The organism is Arthrobacter sp. MMS18-M83 (assembly GCF_026683955.1).
Classification (GTDB): Bacteria; Actinomycetota; Actinomycetes; order Actinomycetales; family Micrococcaceae; genus Arthrobacter.
In genome coordinates this window covers 4,331,068-4,346,559 of sequence record NZ_CP113343.1, presented here as the reverse complement: position 1 = coordinate 4,346,559, position 15,492 = coordinate 4,331,068, and the positions used below count along the sequence as shown (strand labels likewise).

15 protein-coding genes and 1 tRNA gene are annotated in these 15,492 nt (G+C 66.1%); 12 read left to right on the top strand and 4 right to left on the bottom strand.

All coding sequences use genetic code 11. The features are described from left to right. Positions 1–105: 105 nt before the first annotated feature. Genes OW521_RS20515 through OW521_RS24235 form a run of 8 tightly spaced genes read left to right on the top strand, consistent with a single transcriptional unit; the run spans position 106 to position 6,538 of the window. Entirely contained in the window at positions 106–1,257 is a 1,152-nt protein-coding gene (locus OW521_RS20515) for an ABC transporter substrate-binding protein (protein ID WP_268021355.1), read from the top strand. Next, a complete protein-coding gene (locus OW521_RS20510; RefSeq protein ID WP_268021354.1) occupies positions 1,257–2,198 on the top strand; it encodes an ABC transporter permease in 942 nt (313 codons plus the stop codon). The genes OW521_RS20515 and OW521_RS20510 overlap by 1 nt, the downstream gene beginning before the upstream one ends. After that, complete coding sequence (locus OW521_RS20505; RefSeq protein ID WP_268021353.1) at positions 2,186–3,037, top strand: ABC transporter permease; 852 nt, start codon at positions 2,186–2,188, stop codon at positions 3,035–3,037. The genes OW521_RS20510 and OW521_RS20505 overlap by 13 nt, the downstream gene beginning before the upstream one ends. Further along, positions 3,034–4,146, top strand: a complete 1,113-nt coding sequence (locus OW521_RS20500) for an ABC transporter ATP-binding protein (RefSeq protein WP_268021352.1) — start codon at positions 3,034–3,036, stop codon at positions 4,144–4,146. The genes OW521_RS20505 and OW521_RS20500 overlap by 4 nt, the downstream gene beginning before the upstream one ends. Continuing rightward, positions 4,143–4,805 carry an HAD family hydrolase gene (locus OW521_RS20495; RefSeq protein WP_268021351.1) on the top strand — a complete coding sequence of 221 codons (663 nt, stop codon included), beginning with the start codon at positions 4,143–4,145 and terminating at the stop codon, positions 4,803–4,805. Before OW521_RS20500 ends, OW521_RS20495 begins: the two co-directional genes overlap by 4 nt. After that, the gene (locus OW521_RS20490) at positions 4,802–5,632 is read left to right on the top strand and encodes an alkaline phosphatase family protein (RefSeq protein WP_268021350.1); all 831 of its coding nucleotides are present in this window, start codon (positions 4,802–4,804) and stop codon (positions 5,630–5,632) included. The genes OW521_RS20495 and OW521_RS20490 overlap by 4 nt, the downstream gene beginning before the upstream one ends. Before the next feature lie 25 nt (positions 5,633–5,657). Then, positions 5,658–6,248: an alanine racemase gene (locus OW521_RS20485; RefSeq protein WP_326493985.1), complete on the top strand. Its 591-nt coding sequence runs from the start codon at positions 5,658–5,660 to the stop codon at positions 6,246–6,248. Further along, positions 6,221–6,538: a hypothetical protein gene (locus OW521_RS24235; RefSeq protein WP_326493984.1), complete on the top strand. Its 318-nt coding sequence runs from the start codon at positions 6,221–6,223 to the stop codon at positions 6,536–6,538. Before OW521_RS20485 ends, OW521_RS24235 begins: the two co-directional genes overlap by 28 nt. Before the next feature lie 231 nt (positions 6,539–6,769). On the opposite strand, the gene OW521_RS20480 is transcribed toward OW521_RS24235, so the two are convergent. The 4 genes from OW521_RS20480 to OW521_RS20465 form a co-directional block, all read right to left on the bottom strand. Further along, positions 6,770–6,845 (bottom strand) — tRNA-Val (locus OW521_RS20480). A gap of 56 nt (positions 6,846–6,901) precedes the next feature. Next, positions 6,902–7,858, bottom strand: a complete 957-nt coding sequence (locus OW521_RS20475) for an NAD-dependent protein deacetylase (RefSeq protein WP_268021349.1) — start codon at positions 7,856–7,858, stop codon at positions 6,902–6,904. Positions 7,859–7,863: 5 nt separating this feature from the next. After that, positions 7,864–8,367: a peroxiredoxin gene (locus OW521_RS20470; protein WP_442781182.1), complete on the bottom strand. Its 504-nt coding sequence runs from the start codon at positions 8,365–8,367 to the stop codon at positions 7,864–7,866. Continuing rightward, a complete protein-coding gene (locus tag OW521_RS20465; protein ID WP_268021348.1) occupies positions 8,364–8,786 on the bottom strand; it encodes a DUF3052 domain-containing protein in 423 nt (140 codons plus the stop codon). Before OW521_RS20465 ends, OW521_RS20470 begins: the two co-directional genes overlap by 4 nt. A 388-nt stretch (positions 8,787–9,174) precedes the next feature. Here OW521_RS20465 and aceE point away from each other — a divergent pair, with 388 nt between their 5' ends. From aceE to OW521_RS20445, 4 genes are all read left to right on the top strand, one after another. Next, on the top strand, positions 9,175–11,943 hold the full coding sequence (gene aceE / locus OW521_RS20460) for a pyruvate dehydrogenase (acetyl-transferring), homodimeric type (protein ID WP_268021347.1): 2,769 nt from the start codon (positions 9,175–9,177) through the stop codon (positions 11,941–11,943). A gap of 190 nt (positions 11,944–12,133) precedes the next feature. Then, positions 12,134–13,378 carry a PucR family transcriptional regulator gene (locus OW521_RS20455; RefSeq protein WP_268021346.1) on the top strand — a complete coding sequence of 415 codons (1,245 nt, stop codon included), beginning with the start codon at positions 12,134–12,136 and terminating at the stop codon, positions 13,376–13,378. A gap of 88 nt (positions 13,379–13,466) precedes the next feature. Then, positions 13,467–14,396 (top strand): ACP S-malonyltransferase, encoded by a 930-nt coding sequence (locus OW521_RS20450; protein WP_268021345.1) that lies wholly within the window; start codon positions 13,467–13,469, stop codon positions 14,394–14,396. Next, positions 14,393–15,454 (top strand): beta-ketoacyl-ACP synthase III, encoded by a 1,062-nt coding sequence (locus tag OW521_RS20445; RefSeq protein ID WP_268021344.1) that lies wholly within the window; start codon positions 14,393–14,395, stop codon positions 15,452–15,454. Before OW521_RS20450 ends, OW521_RS20445 begins: the two co-directional genes overlap by 4 nt. Positions 15,455–15,492 lie beyond the last annotated feature (38 nt).

Here is a 15,492-nt window from a genome sequence, read left to right as displayed (position 1 = left end):
GCTCCGGCAGTTCGCCCACTCACTCCTTCCCGTTCACCTAATGTACACCTGCGGCACTGACAGTGGTCTCGACAAGTTGTATAGCCAACTTACTAGGAGAATGTTATGAACCCCACCCTCTGCCGCATCAGTGCTCTGGGCGCCGCGGCACTGCTCCTGGGCGGCCTGGCCGCCTGCTCCTCCGGCAACGCCGCCCCCGCCGAATCCAAGGGCGCCAGCGACTGGAAGACCGCCCCCTCTGCCGAGGCCGGAGGCGGCATGGAGGCTTTGATCGCCGCCGCCAAGAAGGAAGGCAAGCTCAACGCCATCGCCCTCCCTAACGACTGGGCCAACTACGGCGAGGTCATCTCCACCTTCGAGAAGAAGTACGGCGTCAAGGTGGAAGTGGAGAACCCGGACGCCTCCAGCGCGGACGAACTCAACGCAGTGTCCTCCCGGAAGGGCCAGGACCGCTCTCCGGACGTCATCGACGTGGGGCACGACTTCGACGTCCAGGCCGCCAAGCAGGGCCTGCTCACCCCGTACAAGGTGGCGTCCTTCGGCGAGATCCAAGACTCCCAGAAAGAGGCCGCGGGCCTCTGGTACAACGATATGGGCGGCTATGTGTCCATCGGCTGCGACGCAAGCCGGGTGGCCAAGTGCCCCACCAAGTTCTCCGAGCTGACAGACCCGCAGTACAAGGGCAAGGTGGCCCTGACCGGCAACCCCGCCAAGTCCTCCTCGGCCTATAGCGCCGTGTTCGCGGCTGCACTCGCTAACGGTGGCTCCTTCGACAACGTCCAGCCGGGCCTCGACTTCTTCGCCAAACTGAAGCAGATGGGCAACTTCAACCCAGTGGAAGCCAGCCCGGCCACCATGGAGAAGGGCGAGACGCCCATCGCCATCGTCTGGGACTACCGGAACGCCGCCTACGCCGATGAACTGAAGGCCAAGGGCATCGAATGGAATGTCGCCGTCCCGGAGGACGGCGTGTTCTCCCTCTACTACTCCCAGGCCATCGTCAAGTGGGCCCCGCACCCAGCCGCCGCCCGCCTCTGGCAGGAATTCCTCTTCAGCACCGAAGGCCAGAACCTCTGGCTGAAGGGCTACGCCCGCCCGGCGCTCCTGCCGACCATGATCGCCGACGGCACCGTGGACAAGACCGCCCTGACCCGGCTGCCCAAGATCCCCAAGGACAAGACCGACTACCCCACGGAGGAGCAGGGCAAGAAGGCCAAGTCCACCGTGTCCGACGGCTGGACGAAGGCTGTCTCCTGATGACCTCCGCCGCACCCGATCTCGTCGCGCACCGCGCCGTCGTCGCCGATGCGGGTGCTCAGACCCGGCGCCGGGAACCTCAGGCTCCCGGCCGCCGGGCCGCCCGCCCCTCCACCGGCTGGCTCGGCGTCCTCCCGCTGCTTGCCTTCGCCGCCGTCGTTCTCGGGCTCCCGGTGGCCGCGATGGCCGCCGGGTCCATCACCACCACCGACGACGCCGGCGTCGCCTCCGTCACGGGCGCCAACTTCTCGGCGACCTTCGACGGCCCCTATCTGGAAAGCCTCATGGGCAGTGTCCGCCTCTCCGCGCTCACCGCCTTCGTCGCCACGGTAGTCAGCCTGCCGATCGCCTACGCGATCGTCACCTCCCGGTTCCGCGGCCTGCGGGACGCCGTGCTGTCCGCCTCCGGGGTGATTGCTAACTTCGGCGGAGTGCCGCTGGCATTCGCCTTCGTGGCAACCCTGGGCAACGCCGGTGTCCTGACGGGATTCTTCGGGCTCGCGGAGAAGGGCTGGAGCCTCTACAACTTCTGGGGCCTGTCCCTCGTCTACTTGTACTTCCTGGTGCCGCTCATGGTGCTCACCCTCACCCCCGCGCTGGACGGCCTCAAGCCCCAGTGGCAGGAGGCCGCACGGAACAGCCGCGCCACGGGCTTCCAGTACTGGCGGCACGTGGCCTTCCCCATCCTGCTCCCCACCCTGCTCAGCGGCTTCGTGCTATTGTTCGGCAGCGCCTTCAGCGCCTACGCCACGGCGGCCGCCATGGTGGGGAGCTCCATCCCCCTGGTCACCGTGAAGATCGCCTCGGCTCTCACCGGAGACGTCCTGGTGGGACAGTCCGGCATCGCCCTGGCCCTCGGCATGGACATGATCATCGTCGCCGCGCTGGTGATGGGCGTCCAGCTCCTGTTGCAGCGAAGGACCTCGGCATGGCTCTCCTGACCGCATTACGCCGCTCCGGGGCCCGCGAATCGCAGCTGGGACGCACCTCCGCCCTCACCGCGGCGGGCGTCTACTTCCTGGTGCCCATCCTGTGCGCCCTGGCCTTCACCGTCGGCCTCGGAGACCCCCGCCAGAAGCCGGGCCTGGACGCCTATGCCGCGATCTTCACCACGGACGGCCTGGCCCAGAGCCTCGGGCTGACCCTGCTCCTGGCCGGCGCCACGGTCGTCCTGGTCTTCGGCCTCCTGCTTCCAGCTCTCCTGGCCGTACGCCTGGCCGCGCCTCGGGCGAAAGCCCTGGTGGCCGTCGTCTGCATGCTCCCCCTGGTGGTGCCCGCGGTAGCGCTGGGCGCAGGCATCACGACCGTTCTGCGCTGGGCCACCGACTGGCTCTATGACACCCCGGGCTTCCCGCTGCTCGCGGCCCTGCAACAGCCGGGCTTCCCGGTCATCCTGGTGCTCGCCTACACCCTCATGGCGCTGCCCCTCGCGTACACCACCTTGGAATCGGGTCTTAACGCCATCGAGGTGAAAGTCCTGGTGGAGGCAGCCCGGTCCTGCCGGGCCTCCTGGTTCCGGACCCTGTTCCTGGTGGTCCTGCCCAATCTCCGGGAAGCCCTGCTGAACACCGCGTTCCTGACCATCGCCCTGGTGCTCGGGGAATACGCGGTGTCCGCCCTGCTCGGTTTTCAGCCCTTCGCCGTCTGGACGGTCGCCATCAGCGGCTCCCACGCCCAGCTGTCCGTCGCCGTCTCCATGGTCGGCCTCATCGGAACCTGGCTCATCCTTCTCGCGGTCGCGAAACTCGGCCGTTCCAAAGCTTCCAAGGAGACCTCATGACCGCGCCCACCCTCACCCACCGGCCACCGGCTGCAAGCACGGGCGCCACCCTGGAATTCCGCGGACTGCGCCGCTCCTTCGGCGCCACCACGGCCCTGGACGGGCTGGACCTCAGCCTCAATCCCGGGGAGCTGCTGGCCCTCCTGGGGCCCTCCGGCTGCGGCAAGACCACCGCGTTGCGCATGGTGGCCGGCTTCGAGATCCCGGATTCCGGGGAAGTCCTGGTGGACGGCGCGGACGTGACCGGCACGCCGTCGCACCGCCGCGACATCGGCATGGTGTTCCAGTCCTACAGCCTCTTCCCGCATCTCAGCGCCGCTGACAACGTGGCGTTCGGTATGCGCATGCAGGGAGTCCCGACGGCCAAGCGCCGCGCGCGCGCCCAGGAACTCCTGGAACTGGTGGGCCTGCCCACCCAGGGCAGCCGCTACCCACGCCAGCTCTCCGGAGGCCAGCAGCAGCGCGTGGCCCTCGCCCGGGCGCTGGCCTTGGAACCGCGGGTGCTCCTCCTGGACGAGCCGCTGTCCGCCCTGGACGCCAAGGTCCGCCAGTCCCTGCGGGAGGAGATCCGCCGCCTCCAGCTGGAACTGGGCATCACTACCCTCTTCGTCACACATGACCAGGAGGAGGCCCTGTCCATGGCGGACCGCGTGGCCGTCATGCGGGACGGGCGCCTGGAGCAGTGCGCCACCCCGGAGGAGCTGTACAACAGCCCCGCCACTCCCTTCGTCGCCGGATTCGTGGGCACCATGAACCGGCTCCCGGGCCGGCTCAGCGGCGACGGCGCTCTAGTGGATGTCCTCGGTGTCAGCCGCCCTGTCCAGGGAAGCCTGCCCGGCCGGGCCGGCTCGGCCGACGTCGACGTCCTGATCCGTCCCGAAGCCCTCACCGTCAGCGCGGACCCGGACGGCCCGGCGCAGCTGGTGGCGGCATCATTCCTGGGCGGGACGACGCGGCTCACCATCCGCCTGCACGGCGGGCGCGACCTGGTGGCGGACGTCCCCACCGCTCACGCATCCACCCTCCCCACCGGGGCGCGCATCCGGCTCGGCCTGCCAGAACGCCCCGTCCTGATCGACCAGGCCCGGAACGAGGAAACCACCGCATGATGCCCGCAGCCGTACTCTTCGACATGGACGGGACCCTCGTGGACACCGAACGCCTCTGGTGGGACGCCGTGGCGGAGGTGGCGTTCGGATTGGGCCGCACGCTGGGACCCGAAGACGGGCCTGACATCCTGGGCCGCCCGTCCGGGCACACAGCCACCCACCTCCTGGCCACCATGCCCTCCGCGGGCGCCCCGAGCGCGGAGGAACTCTCCGTCCGGCTCGATGAGGCCTTCACCGAACTGGTGGCACAGGAGGTGGTACCCCGTCCCGGGGCCGTGGACCTCCTCCGACTCCTGGCCGCGGAGCGGATCCCCACGGCCATCGTCTCCGCCTCGCCCCGCCGCGTGGTGGAACTGGTCCGGGACCGGCTGGGCCGTGAACTGTTCACGCTCGTGGTGGCGGTCGAGGACACCCCCGCGTCCAAGCCTGCCCCTGACCCCTATCTGGAGGCGGCCCGGCTGCTGGGAGCCGAGCCCGCCGACTGTGTAGTGGTGGAGGACTCCCCCGTCGGCCTCGCCGCAGCTGAAGCGGCGGGGTGCCCCGTCGTCGTCGTGCCCTCCACCGTCCCGATCGACGCGGCTCCCGGCCGCACGCTCCTCGGCTCACTCGCAGAAGTCACGCTCTCCGTCCTGGCGGAAGCCCGGGAAGGCGACCGATGAGCCCCGCCGCACGGCCCCGCATCATCCTGCTGGGCATCGACGGGCTCCGCTGGGACCTGGCCGCGGAATCGCCCTCCGCCTCCACCCTGAGGTCCCTGGCCGCAGAAGGCGACCACCGGACCATGACCATGGACGTCCCCACGCTGTCCGGCCCGGGCTGGTCCTCCCTCCTGACCGGGACCGATCACGCACAGCACGGCGTCCGGGACAACAGCTTCGTGGGGCACCGCCTCTTCGGCCACCCCGACCTGCTGTCCCGGGCCTTCTACCAGGACACCTCCACCCGGACGTTCGCCGCGGCGGGCTGGCCGCCGCTGGTCTCCCCGGAAGGGCTCGGACCCGTCATCCACCAGCGGCTGGAGCAGCAGAAGGCCGGGCTGCACACGGTGGTCTCACGCGACGGCGAGACCCACGGCTTCGTCCGGATCGACGCCGAGATCGCCGACTTCACCCTCGCCGCACTGAACTCCCACAAAGTGCCGGACGTGTCCTTCGTGTACTTCTGCGATGTGGACGACGCCGGGCACGTCTATGGTGCGCTCAGCCCGCAGTACCAGGAGGCGCTGGCTCGGGTGGACGGGCACGTGGCCCGCATCCGGAACGCCGTCGGGAACCGCGCGGCCGATCTTGGTGAAGAATGGCTACTTGTGGTGGTTGCGGATCACGGACACGTGGACGCCGGCGGACACGGCGGGGACTCTCCGGAAGAACGGGCATCGTTCATCCTCCGCTGGGCGAGCGGCGGGGACCTCAGCCCCTGGCCCGCCGTCGTGGCACCGCATGCCCTGGCCGGCCTGCTGCTCACCGAGAGGGCCGCGGACCGCTGATCACCCGTAACGCAGAAAGGACAACATGAACACCGTCCCCGAGACGATCGACACTCCCGCCATCCTGATCGACCGGGAGGTGCTGGCCCGGAACATCGCACGCATGGCTTCCACGGTCAAGGGGAAGGGCCTGACCCTCCGGCCCCACGTCAAGACGCACAAGATCCCGCAGATCGCCGCCCTGCAGCTCGAGGCGGGAGCGGTGCGCGAGGCCAGCCGGCTGCTGGGCGCTGACGCCGGGCGCCTGAGCGTGCTGGTGGAGATCGACAGCGGACACCACCGCAGCGGGGTCCGCCCCGAGGACGCCGCTGGGGTGGCAGATGCCGCGCGCGACGCCGGATTCCACGTTGCCGGGGTCTTCACCTTCCCGGGGAACAGCTACGCTCCAAGCATGCCCGAAGCAGCCGTAGACCAGGCGGGCGCCGCGCTGGAACGCGCCGCCGCCGCGCTGCGCCAGGCGGGGCACGACGTCGCAGTCCTCAGCGGAGGTTCGACCCCGACGGCACTGCTCACCGGCGCATCCGTGGCGACGGAACTGCGACCGGGCGTCTACGTGTTCGGAGACGCCCAACAGCTGGAGCTGGGACGATGCGTGCGCTGGAAGACGTCGCGCTGAGCGTCGCGACGACCGTGGTGAGCCGCCACGAAGGATCCGAGGACATGCCAGGGCGGATCGTGCTGGACGCAGGCAGCAAGATGCTGGGCGGCGACCGGCCCGCCTGGACCACCGGCTTCGGGCGCGTGCTGGAGGAGGATCGGGCCCGGGTGACGGCGCTCTCCGAGCACCACGCCACAGTGATATGGCCGGAGGAATCCCCGCTGCCCGCCCTGGGAGAGCGGCTGCGACTGATCCCCAACCATGTCTGCGTGGCGGTCAACCTGGTGGACGAGGTCACCGTGATCTAGGACGGGTCCGTGGTGGACCGCTGGGCCGTCGCGGCGCGGGGGCGGAACGGCTGACCGCTATCGGCTAATTTCCTGACGCAGCTGCCTTGTCGACTGGCGGACGGAACGCCGGACAGCCGTTCAATATCCTCTTCGACCCAGACGTCGAACGCCTCGCCGTCGCCAGACACCAGGCAATGCTGGGATCTGGACCTCAACCCGGAAACATCGTCGGTTTGAGCGACGACGTTTTGGTGGGTCCTACCGGGATCGAACCGATGACATCCACGGTGTAAACGTGGCGCTCTACCAGCTGAGCTAAAGACCCAAACACTGATTTCAACGCCTTGGGCGCTTCAACCAACGAACATGTACTCTACCGGATCATTCGCCCGGAACACTAATCCGCGAATCCGGGGGCAATAGATCGGGAAGTTCGGCCGCAAGCCACGCTAGAGCACCGCTGACCCCGGCATCCACTTTGAGGCTCGCGAACCCGTCCCCGCGGGTCGCTCCTCTGTTGATGATCACCACCGGCTTACCGAGTTTGGCCGCATGCCTCACGAACCTCAACCCGCTCATGACCGTCAAAGAAGACCCCGCCACCAACAGGGCCCCGGCCTCGTCCACCATGGAATAGGCACGCAGCACCCGATCCTTTGGCACATTTTCGCCGAAGTACACGAAGTCGGGCTTGAGCGTTCCTCCGCAAACGGGGCAAACGGCGACGACGAACGATCGGATGAGCTCGGGATCCTCCACTGTGGCATCAGCGTCGGGCGCCATTTCCACGACGCCGGAAGCTTGGGCGGCCTCCAGAAATCCTGGATTGATCTCCTCAAGGATCGACGCGACGAGCCTTCGCGTGAAGACGTGTCCCCCGTCAAGGCAAATCACGCGATCGTAGCGGCCGTGCAGGTCCACGACGTTCACGCTGCCTGCGTCCTCGTGCAGCCGGTCTACGTTTTGCGTGATGAGTCCGGTGATCAGCCCGCGGCGCTCGAGGAGCGCGACGGCGGCATGCCCGGCATTCGGGTCCGCATGCCGGAGGTGGGACCATCCAAGGTGGTTCCTCGCCCAGTATCTGCGCCGGTTGGCGGAGCTTCCGATGAACTCCTGGAAGGTCATGGGATTCCGTGGCGCAGCTCCCGGACCCCGGTAGTCAGGGATTCCGGAGTCTGTACTCAGGCCGGCACCCGTCAGAACAGCGAGCCGTTTGCCGCCGAGAATCCTCGCGGCTTGGCTGAGCGCTTCGAGCTCATACGCGTCCAATGCAACGGTGTCGGCCGGCGGCAGAATGGCAAAGCCAGTCATTCCGACGCCGGGCCGTTGGGTGCTCATAGGCGCTAGGCCTGGCCCAGTGCGGACAATGCCTCGCGATATTCCGCTAGATCCCGTGCTTGGCCACGCGGGTTGACGACTACATAACGGACAATGCCCGCGGCATCAATGATGAACGTGCCCCGCAAGGACATGCCAGTAGCGGAGTCAAACACCCCATACTTTTCGGCAACTGCCCCGTGCGGCCAGAAGTCGGCCAGGAGGTCGAACTCGTAACGTTCCTTTTCCGCGTAGGCCCTCAAAGCAAACTTACTGTCAACCGATATTCCAAGAACGGTGGCGTTGGCGTGTTCGAAAATACCGAGATTGTCACGGATCTCACACAGTTCCCCTGTGCAGATTCCGGAGAAGGCGAAGGGATAGAAGACAATCACCACGTTGCGGCCGCGAAGTCCAGACAAGCGAACTGGCTCCCCAAACTGGTTTACCAATTCAAAATCCGGGGCTTCCTGCCCTACAACCGGAACTCCGGGACGCAACCCGGCACGGTCCAACTTGGTGTGCGTCACTTGTTCTTCTTGCGTGCCACCAGCCGAGTAGCGCTCCAGTCCTTGGAGACGCCTGCGGACGTAGTGCAGTGCAATCCCGCAGTCGGGGCAGCGTCCTGAATGTCCGAAGGCGAAACGTAGTTGTCCCGGCCAGACTTAGGGGTCAGAACCCAAACCACTCCGCCCTCACCCAGGGTGGTCAGTGCGTCCACGAGCGCGTCGACAAGGTCCCCGTCGCCGTCGCGCCACCAGAAAATGACGGCATCCACTACCTCGTGATCGTCTTCATCGAGCAGTTCGGAACCAGTGAGTTCCTCAATGTCATCACGCAAATCGAAATCGACGTCATCGTCGTAACCGAGTTCCTGAATCAGATCCCCATCTTTGAAACCCAATCTTTCCGCCACATTTACCGATGTGGCGGCGTCGGCCTCGCTCACGTTTCCTCCTCTTGAAGTGATTTCGATTACTACAAGCCAACACCCTTTGGGCGTGGGCTTCAAGCCATTGTCCCGCGTTCCACCATATTCCGCGCCCCAGCCACGCCCGCAGCCGGGGCAACAGCTGTGACTACAGCTACTCCTGCATACGATGTAACAGCTTGAGTGTGACATACAACGCCTTCGCGGCAGCACGGCTACGCATCGCGGCTCGTACAAAGCTACAGTGGCCAGTGAAGACTTTGGCTGCAGGGCAACCGCCCGCCGCGAATAGCGCAGCTAGAGCTCAAGAGAACCTGCCCGGCGCACATGACCGGGCTGTTGTAACCGATATGTCGCACACGCCGCGTTCATGACGGGCAGTTACCCTGCCGGACCTGAGGCGACGATGAATGCGCCAAAAGAGAGGTTGGACGTGGCTGCAGGAGAAGAGACCTCACACATCCTTAGCGGGTTGACTTCCCAGCTGCCTGATCGTGATCCGGAAGAGACTGCCGAGTGGGTTGAGTCTTTGGATGCGTTGATCAGGGAGCAGGGCACGGAGCGGGCGCAGTTCATCATGCGCAGCCTGCTTCAGCGGGCGGGGTCCCAGTCGGTAGGGGTGCCGATGGTGACGACCACCGATTACGTGAACACGATCCCGGCGGACCAGGAGCCGGTGTTCCCTGGCAACGAGGAGTTCGAGCGCCGGTACCGGGCGTACATGCGCTGGAACGCGGCCGTGATGGTGCACCGGGCGCAGCGGGCGGACATCGGGGTGGGCGGGCACATCTCGACCTATGCCGGGGCCGCGACGCTGTACGAGGTCGGATTCAACCATTTCTTCCGCGGCAAGGACCACCCTTCGGGCGGGGACCAGGTCTTCTTCCAGGGACACGCGTCCCCGGGGATGTACGCGAGGGCGTTCATGGAGGGCCGGCTTTCCGAGGAGGACCTGGACGGGTTCCGGCAGGAAAAGTCCAAGGAGGGCCATGCCCTCTCCTCCTACCCGCACCCGCGCCTGATGCCCGCGTTCTGGGAATTCCCGACCGTGTCCATGGGCATCGGCCCGATGAACGCGATCTACCAGGCCCAGTCCAACCGTTACCTGCACGACCGGGGCCTGAAGGACACCTCCGGCCAGCAGGTCTGGGCGTTTTTGGGCGACGGGGAAATGGACGAGCCCGAGTCCCGCGGCCTGCTCCAGCTCGCCGCGAACGAGAACCTGGACAACCTGAACTTCGTGATCAACTGCAACCTCCAGCGCCTGGACGGGCCCGTGCGGGGCAACGGGAAGATCATGCAGGAACTGGAGGCGTTCTTCCGCGGCGCGGGCTGGAACGTCATCAAGGTCGTCTGGGGCCGGGAATGGGATGATCTGCTGGCCCGGGACACCGACGGGTCCCTGGTGAAGATCATGAACGAGACCGTGGACGGGGACTACCAGACCTACAAGGCCGAGTCCGGCGGGTTCGTGCGTGAACACTTCTTCGGGAAGACCCCGGCCACCAAGGACCTGGTCGCGGACCTGGACGACAACCAGATCTGGGGCCTCAAACGCGGCGGCCACGACTACCGCAAGGTCTACGCCGCGTACAAGGCCGCGTCCGAGTTCAAGGGCAAACCCACCGTGATCCTGGCCAAGACCGTCAAGGGCTACGGGCTCGGACCCCACTTCGAGGGCCGCAACGCGACCCACCAGATGAAGAAACTCACCATGGCAGACCTCAAGGCCTTCCGTGACCACCTGCGCATCCCCATCACCGACGAACAACTGGACACGGACCTGTACCGGCCCCCGTACTACCACCCCGGCATGGACGCCCCGGAAATCCGGTACATGATGGACCGCCGCGCGGCCCTGGGCGGGCCCGTGCCCGAACGCCGCTCCACCCACACCCCCGTGGTGCTGCCCGAGGAGAAATCCTACGAGGCCGCCAAGCGCGGCTCCGGCAAACAGCAGGCCGCCACCACCATGGCCTTCGTGAGGCTCCTGAAGGACCTCATGCGGGACAAGAACTTCGGCGCCCGCTTCGTCCCGGTCGTCCCGGACGAGTCCCGCACCTTCGGCATGGACGCGTTCTTCCCCACCGCGAAGATCTACAACCCCAAGGGCCAGAACTACCTCTCCGTGGACCGGGACCTCGTCCTGGCCTACAAGGAATCCCCCCTGGGCCAGCTCATCCACCCCGGCATCAACGAAGCCGGCGCCGTCGCCGCGTTCACCGCCGCCGGCACCGCCTACGCCACCCACGGCGAACCCCTCGTGCCGATCTACGTGTTCTACTCCATGTTCGGCTTCCAACGCACCGGCGACGCCTTCTGGGCCGCCGCGGACCAGATGACCCGCGGCTTCATCATCGGCGCCACCGCAGGACGGACCACCCTCACCGGCGAAGGACTCCAACACGCCGACGGCCACTCCCCCATCCTGGCCTCCACCAATCCCGCCGTCCGCACCTACGACCCCGCCTACGGCTACGAAATCGGCCACATCATCCGCGACGGACTCCAACGCATGTACGGGGAACACTCCGAGGACCGGAACCTCATGTACTACCTCACCGTGTACAACGAACCCATCACCCAGCCCGCGGAACCGGAAAACCTCGACACCGAAGGCCTCCTCAAAGGCATCTACCTGCTCGCCCCGGCGAAAACCGACGGGCCCCGCGCGCAGATCCTGGCCTCGGGCGTCTCCGTCCCCTGGGCCCTGGAAGCCCAGAAAATCCTCGCCGGCGACTGGGGAGTCTCCGCCGACGTCTGGTCCGTGACCTCCTGGAACGAACTCCGACGCGACGGACTCGCCGCCGAAGAACACGCCTTCCTCAACCCCGGCGAACAACCCCGCACCCCCTTCGTCGCCCGGCAACTCGCCGGCGCCACCGGACCCGTCATCGCCGTCACCGACTACATGAAAGCCGTCCCGGACCAGATCCGCCAATTCATCCCCAACGAATTCGCCTCCCTCGGCGCCGACGGCTTCGGCTTCTCCGACACCCGCCAAGCCGCCCGACGCTACTTCAAAAACGACACCCACTCCATCGTCGTGAAAGCCCTGCAGTTGCTCGCCCGCCGCGGCGAAGTGGACGCCCAGGCTCCGGCCCAGGCAATCGAGAAATACCGTCTTTTCGATGTCAACGCCGGAACCACCGGCGGTGCAGGCGGCGAAAGCTAAGCCTCGAGCGAAGCGAATCAAAGTCACTAGGCCACGACGGCGGTCCACACCGGAAGGTGCGGGCCGCCGTCGGGCTTTAACAATCTCCGCACGGCGCTGCGCAGCCCGGCCACTGGCGTGACCCACACCAAACGCAGTTGTAGCCTTCGCACAAATGGAGCTTGTGGATGATGCGCCGTATGCTCAAGGAATGGCAGAGCCGATTCAAACCCCCGCGAAACGCAAAGCGGCTGCGCGCGCGTTAACGCCCGAAAAGGCGGAGACCCTGAAGCGCCTCCGCGCCAATGTGGGGCAACTGTCCACCACCACCATGCGCAAGCTCGAGAAATCACTGCCCTGGTACAGCCGGTTGAGCTCCGACGAACGTTCAGCGCTGGGCTTGGTCGCCCAAAACGGAATCGCGGCTTTCGTGACCTGGTACGAACGGCCCAGTTCGCCGTCGTGGATCCTGACGGATGTCTTCGGAAATGCTCCCACCGAGCTGACTCGCTCCATCAGCCTGCAAAAAGCCCTCCAGTTGATCCGGATCGTGGTTGAGGTAGTTGAGGATCAGGTGCCTGTGATCGCACCCGAAGCCGACCAGCCATCCTTGCGCGAAGCGGTCCTGCGCTATTCACGGGAGGTTGCCTTCGCGGCCGCGGACGTCTACGCCCGGGCCGCGGAATCGCGCGGTTCCTGGGACACCCGGCTCGAGGCCCTGATTGTCGACGCCATCCTCCGCGGCGAGAACACCGACGCCCTTCGCTCACGCATTGCGGCCCTGGGCTGGAAGGCCCAGGAACGCTTCACCGTGATGGTGGGAAACTCGCCGTCGGAACCAAGCGCAAGCTATGTGAGCGAGTTGCGCCGGACGGCCGGACGCTACGCCGAGGATGCCTTGGTTGGCATCCAGGGCGATCGACTCATCCTTATTCTGGGTGGTGTGCATGACCGGGATACCGCCTATTTGAAGCTGAGCGAACTGTTCGCCCCGGGCGCGGTGGTGTATGGACCGGAGGCGGGCTCCCTGCTGGAGGCGAGCAGCTCTGCGCAAGCAGCCTTTGCCGGGCTCACGGCGGCCAAAGCCTGGCCCTCGGCTCCTCGACCGGTAGCCGCCGACGACCTGCTCCCGGAACGCGTAGTTTCCGGCGACGACGCCGCGCGCCGTTCCCTCATCAAGAACATCTACCGGCCGCTGCTTGCCGCGTCCAACGGGCTCGTTGAGACACTGGGCACCTATTTGGAACTCGGCCATTCCCTCGAAGCAACGGCCCGCGAGTTGTTCGTCCATGCGAATACGGTGCGGTATCGTCTCAAGCGCGTCTGCGACGTCACGGGGTGGGATCCACTCTTGCCCCGGGAGGCTTTTGTGCTCCAAACTGCCCTGGTTGTGGGCAGGCTTTCGGCTCAGCCGAAGGCGACGTCGGAGCGTCACGGTACCCGATCCGCGGGTTGAACCGTTGTAGACTTCCTACAAACTGACCCAGTGAGCTTGGTGTACGCAAACACCAGTAGTTCGCGCGGCAATTTGGAAAGCTGGTTACGTGCTTGCAATCGTCTGCCCTGGACAGGGCTCCCAGACCCCTGGATTTTTGGCCCCTTGGCTGGAGCTCCCTTCCGTAGAAGGCCATTTGGCCTCCCTGAGCGAAATCGCAGGCATCGACCTCAAAGCCCACGGCACCACCTCCGATGAGGAAACCATCAAGGACACCGCGATCGCGCAGCCCTTGATCGTCGCCGCAGGGCTTGTGGCGGCGAAGTCGCTGTTCGACGTCGAACTCAGCACCCTTCCGATCGTTTTGGCCGGGCACTCGGTCGGTGAGATCACTGCCGCGGCACTTGCGGGGGTCCTCAGCGAGGAAGAAGCCATGACGTTCGTCCGCGAGCGTGCCAACAACATGGCAGCCGCTGCCGCCGTCACCCCCACCGGGATGAGCGCCGTCGTCGGCGGGGACCCGGCTGAGGTTCTTTCTGCGATTGCGGCCGCGGGCGCAACTCCCGCGAACGTCAACGGCGCCGGACAAACCGTTGCCGCGGGCACGTTCGAACAACTCCAGGCCCTCGCTGACAACCCGCCGGCCAAGGCCAGGGTCATCCCGCTGAAGGTCGCCGGGGCGTTCCACACCTCCCACATGGCCCCGGCCGTGAACGCGCTTGAAGCACTCCGGCCTTCGCTCAGGCCGCAGGCCCCCACGGTTCCCTTGCTCTCGAACTTCGACGGCCAGGAAGTCACGGACGGCGGCGCCGCCGTCGAAAGCCTGATCGCCCAGGTCTCACGCCCGGTGCGCTGGGATCTCTGCATGGAGAACCTGGTTCAGCGAGGTGTCACGGGACTCATCGAACTGGCGCCGGCCGGCACCCTTGCGGGGCTCGCCAAGCGCGGCATGCCAGGCGTCAAAACCGTTGCTGTCAAAACCCCGGACGACTTGTCCGCGGCACTTGCCCTTTTCGCGGAACTGGAGGGAGGAGCATGAGCGTCCCCGTACTCAAGCAGGCACCGGCCCGCGATTATTCACGCATCGTAGGCATCGGGGCATACCGCCCTGACATCATCGTCACCAATGACGACGTCTGCCAGTGGATCGACTCCTCGGATGAATGGATCCGCCAGCGCACCGGAATCGTGACCCGTCACCGTGCAGCTGCCAGCGTCAGCGTCATCGATATGGCCGAGGGAGCTGCCCGCGAGGCACTCAAGCGGGCGGGCATCGAGGCTTCGCAGCTGGGCGCCGTGATCGTTTCCACGGTCACGCACCCGTACGCCACGCCGTCCGCAGCTGCCGCCCTCACCGACCGCCTGGGCGCAACCCCGGCACCGGCGTATGACATCTCCGCGGCTTGCGCGGGCTACTGCTACGGCATTGCCCAAGGCGATGCCCTGGTCCGCTCGGGCGCGGCGGAATACGTTTTGGTGGTAGGAGCCGAAAAGCTCTCGGACGTCATCGACAACCACGAGCGAACCATCTCCTTCCTTCTCGGCGATGGAGCCGGCGCAGTGGTCATCGGTCCGTCCGATACGCCCGGCATTGCCCCTTCCGTCTGGGGGTCGGATGGAAGCAAGTGGAACGCGATCGGCATGACGCATTCCCTCGACGAGGTCCGCACTCTTGGCGAGACTGCCCGCCATTCGGATGAATCCGATGATCAGGCCATTATTTCCGCAGCACAGGATGTTTGGCCGACGCTTCGCCAGGACGGCCAGACGGTCTTCCGCTGGGCTGTCTGGGAAATGGCGAAGGTTGCCCAGCAAGCCCTCGACGCCGCCGGGATAGAAGCCTCGGATCTTGCGGCCTTCGTCCCCCACCAAGCGAACATGCGGATCATCGATGAAATGGTCAAGAAACTCAAGCTCCCTGAGACCGTTCTGGTTGCGCGCGATATCGCGGATGCCGGCAACACCTCTGCCGCTTCCATTCCGCTGGCCACGCACCGTCTTTTGCAAGAGAACCCTGGACTCAGCGGCGGCCTCGCCCTGCAGATCGGATTCGGTGCCGGCTTGGTCTTTGGTGCCCAGGTAGTCGTTCTTCCGTAGTTTGGACAGCTTCACCCCAATTGAATAGTTCTTTGAAA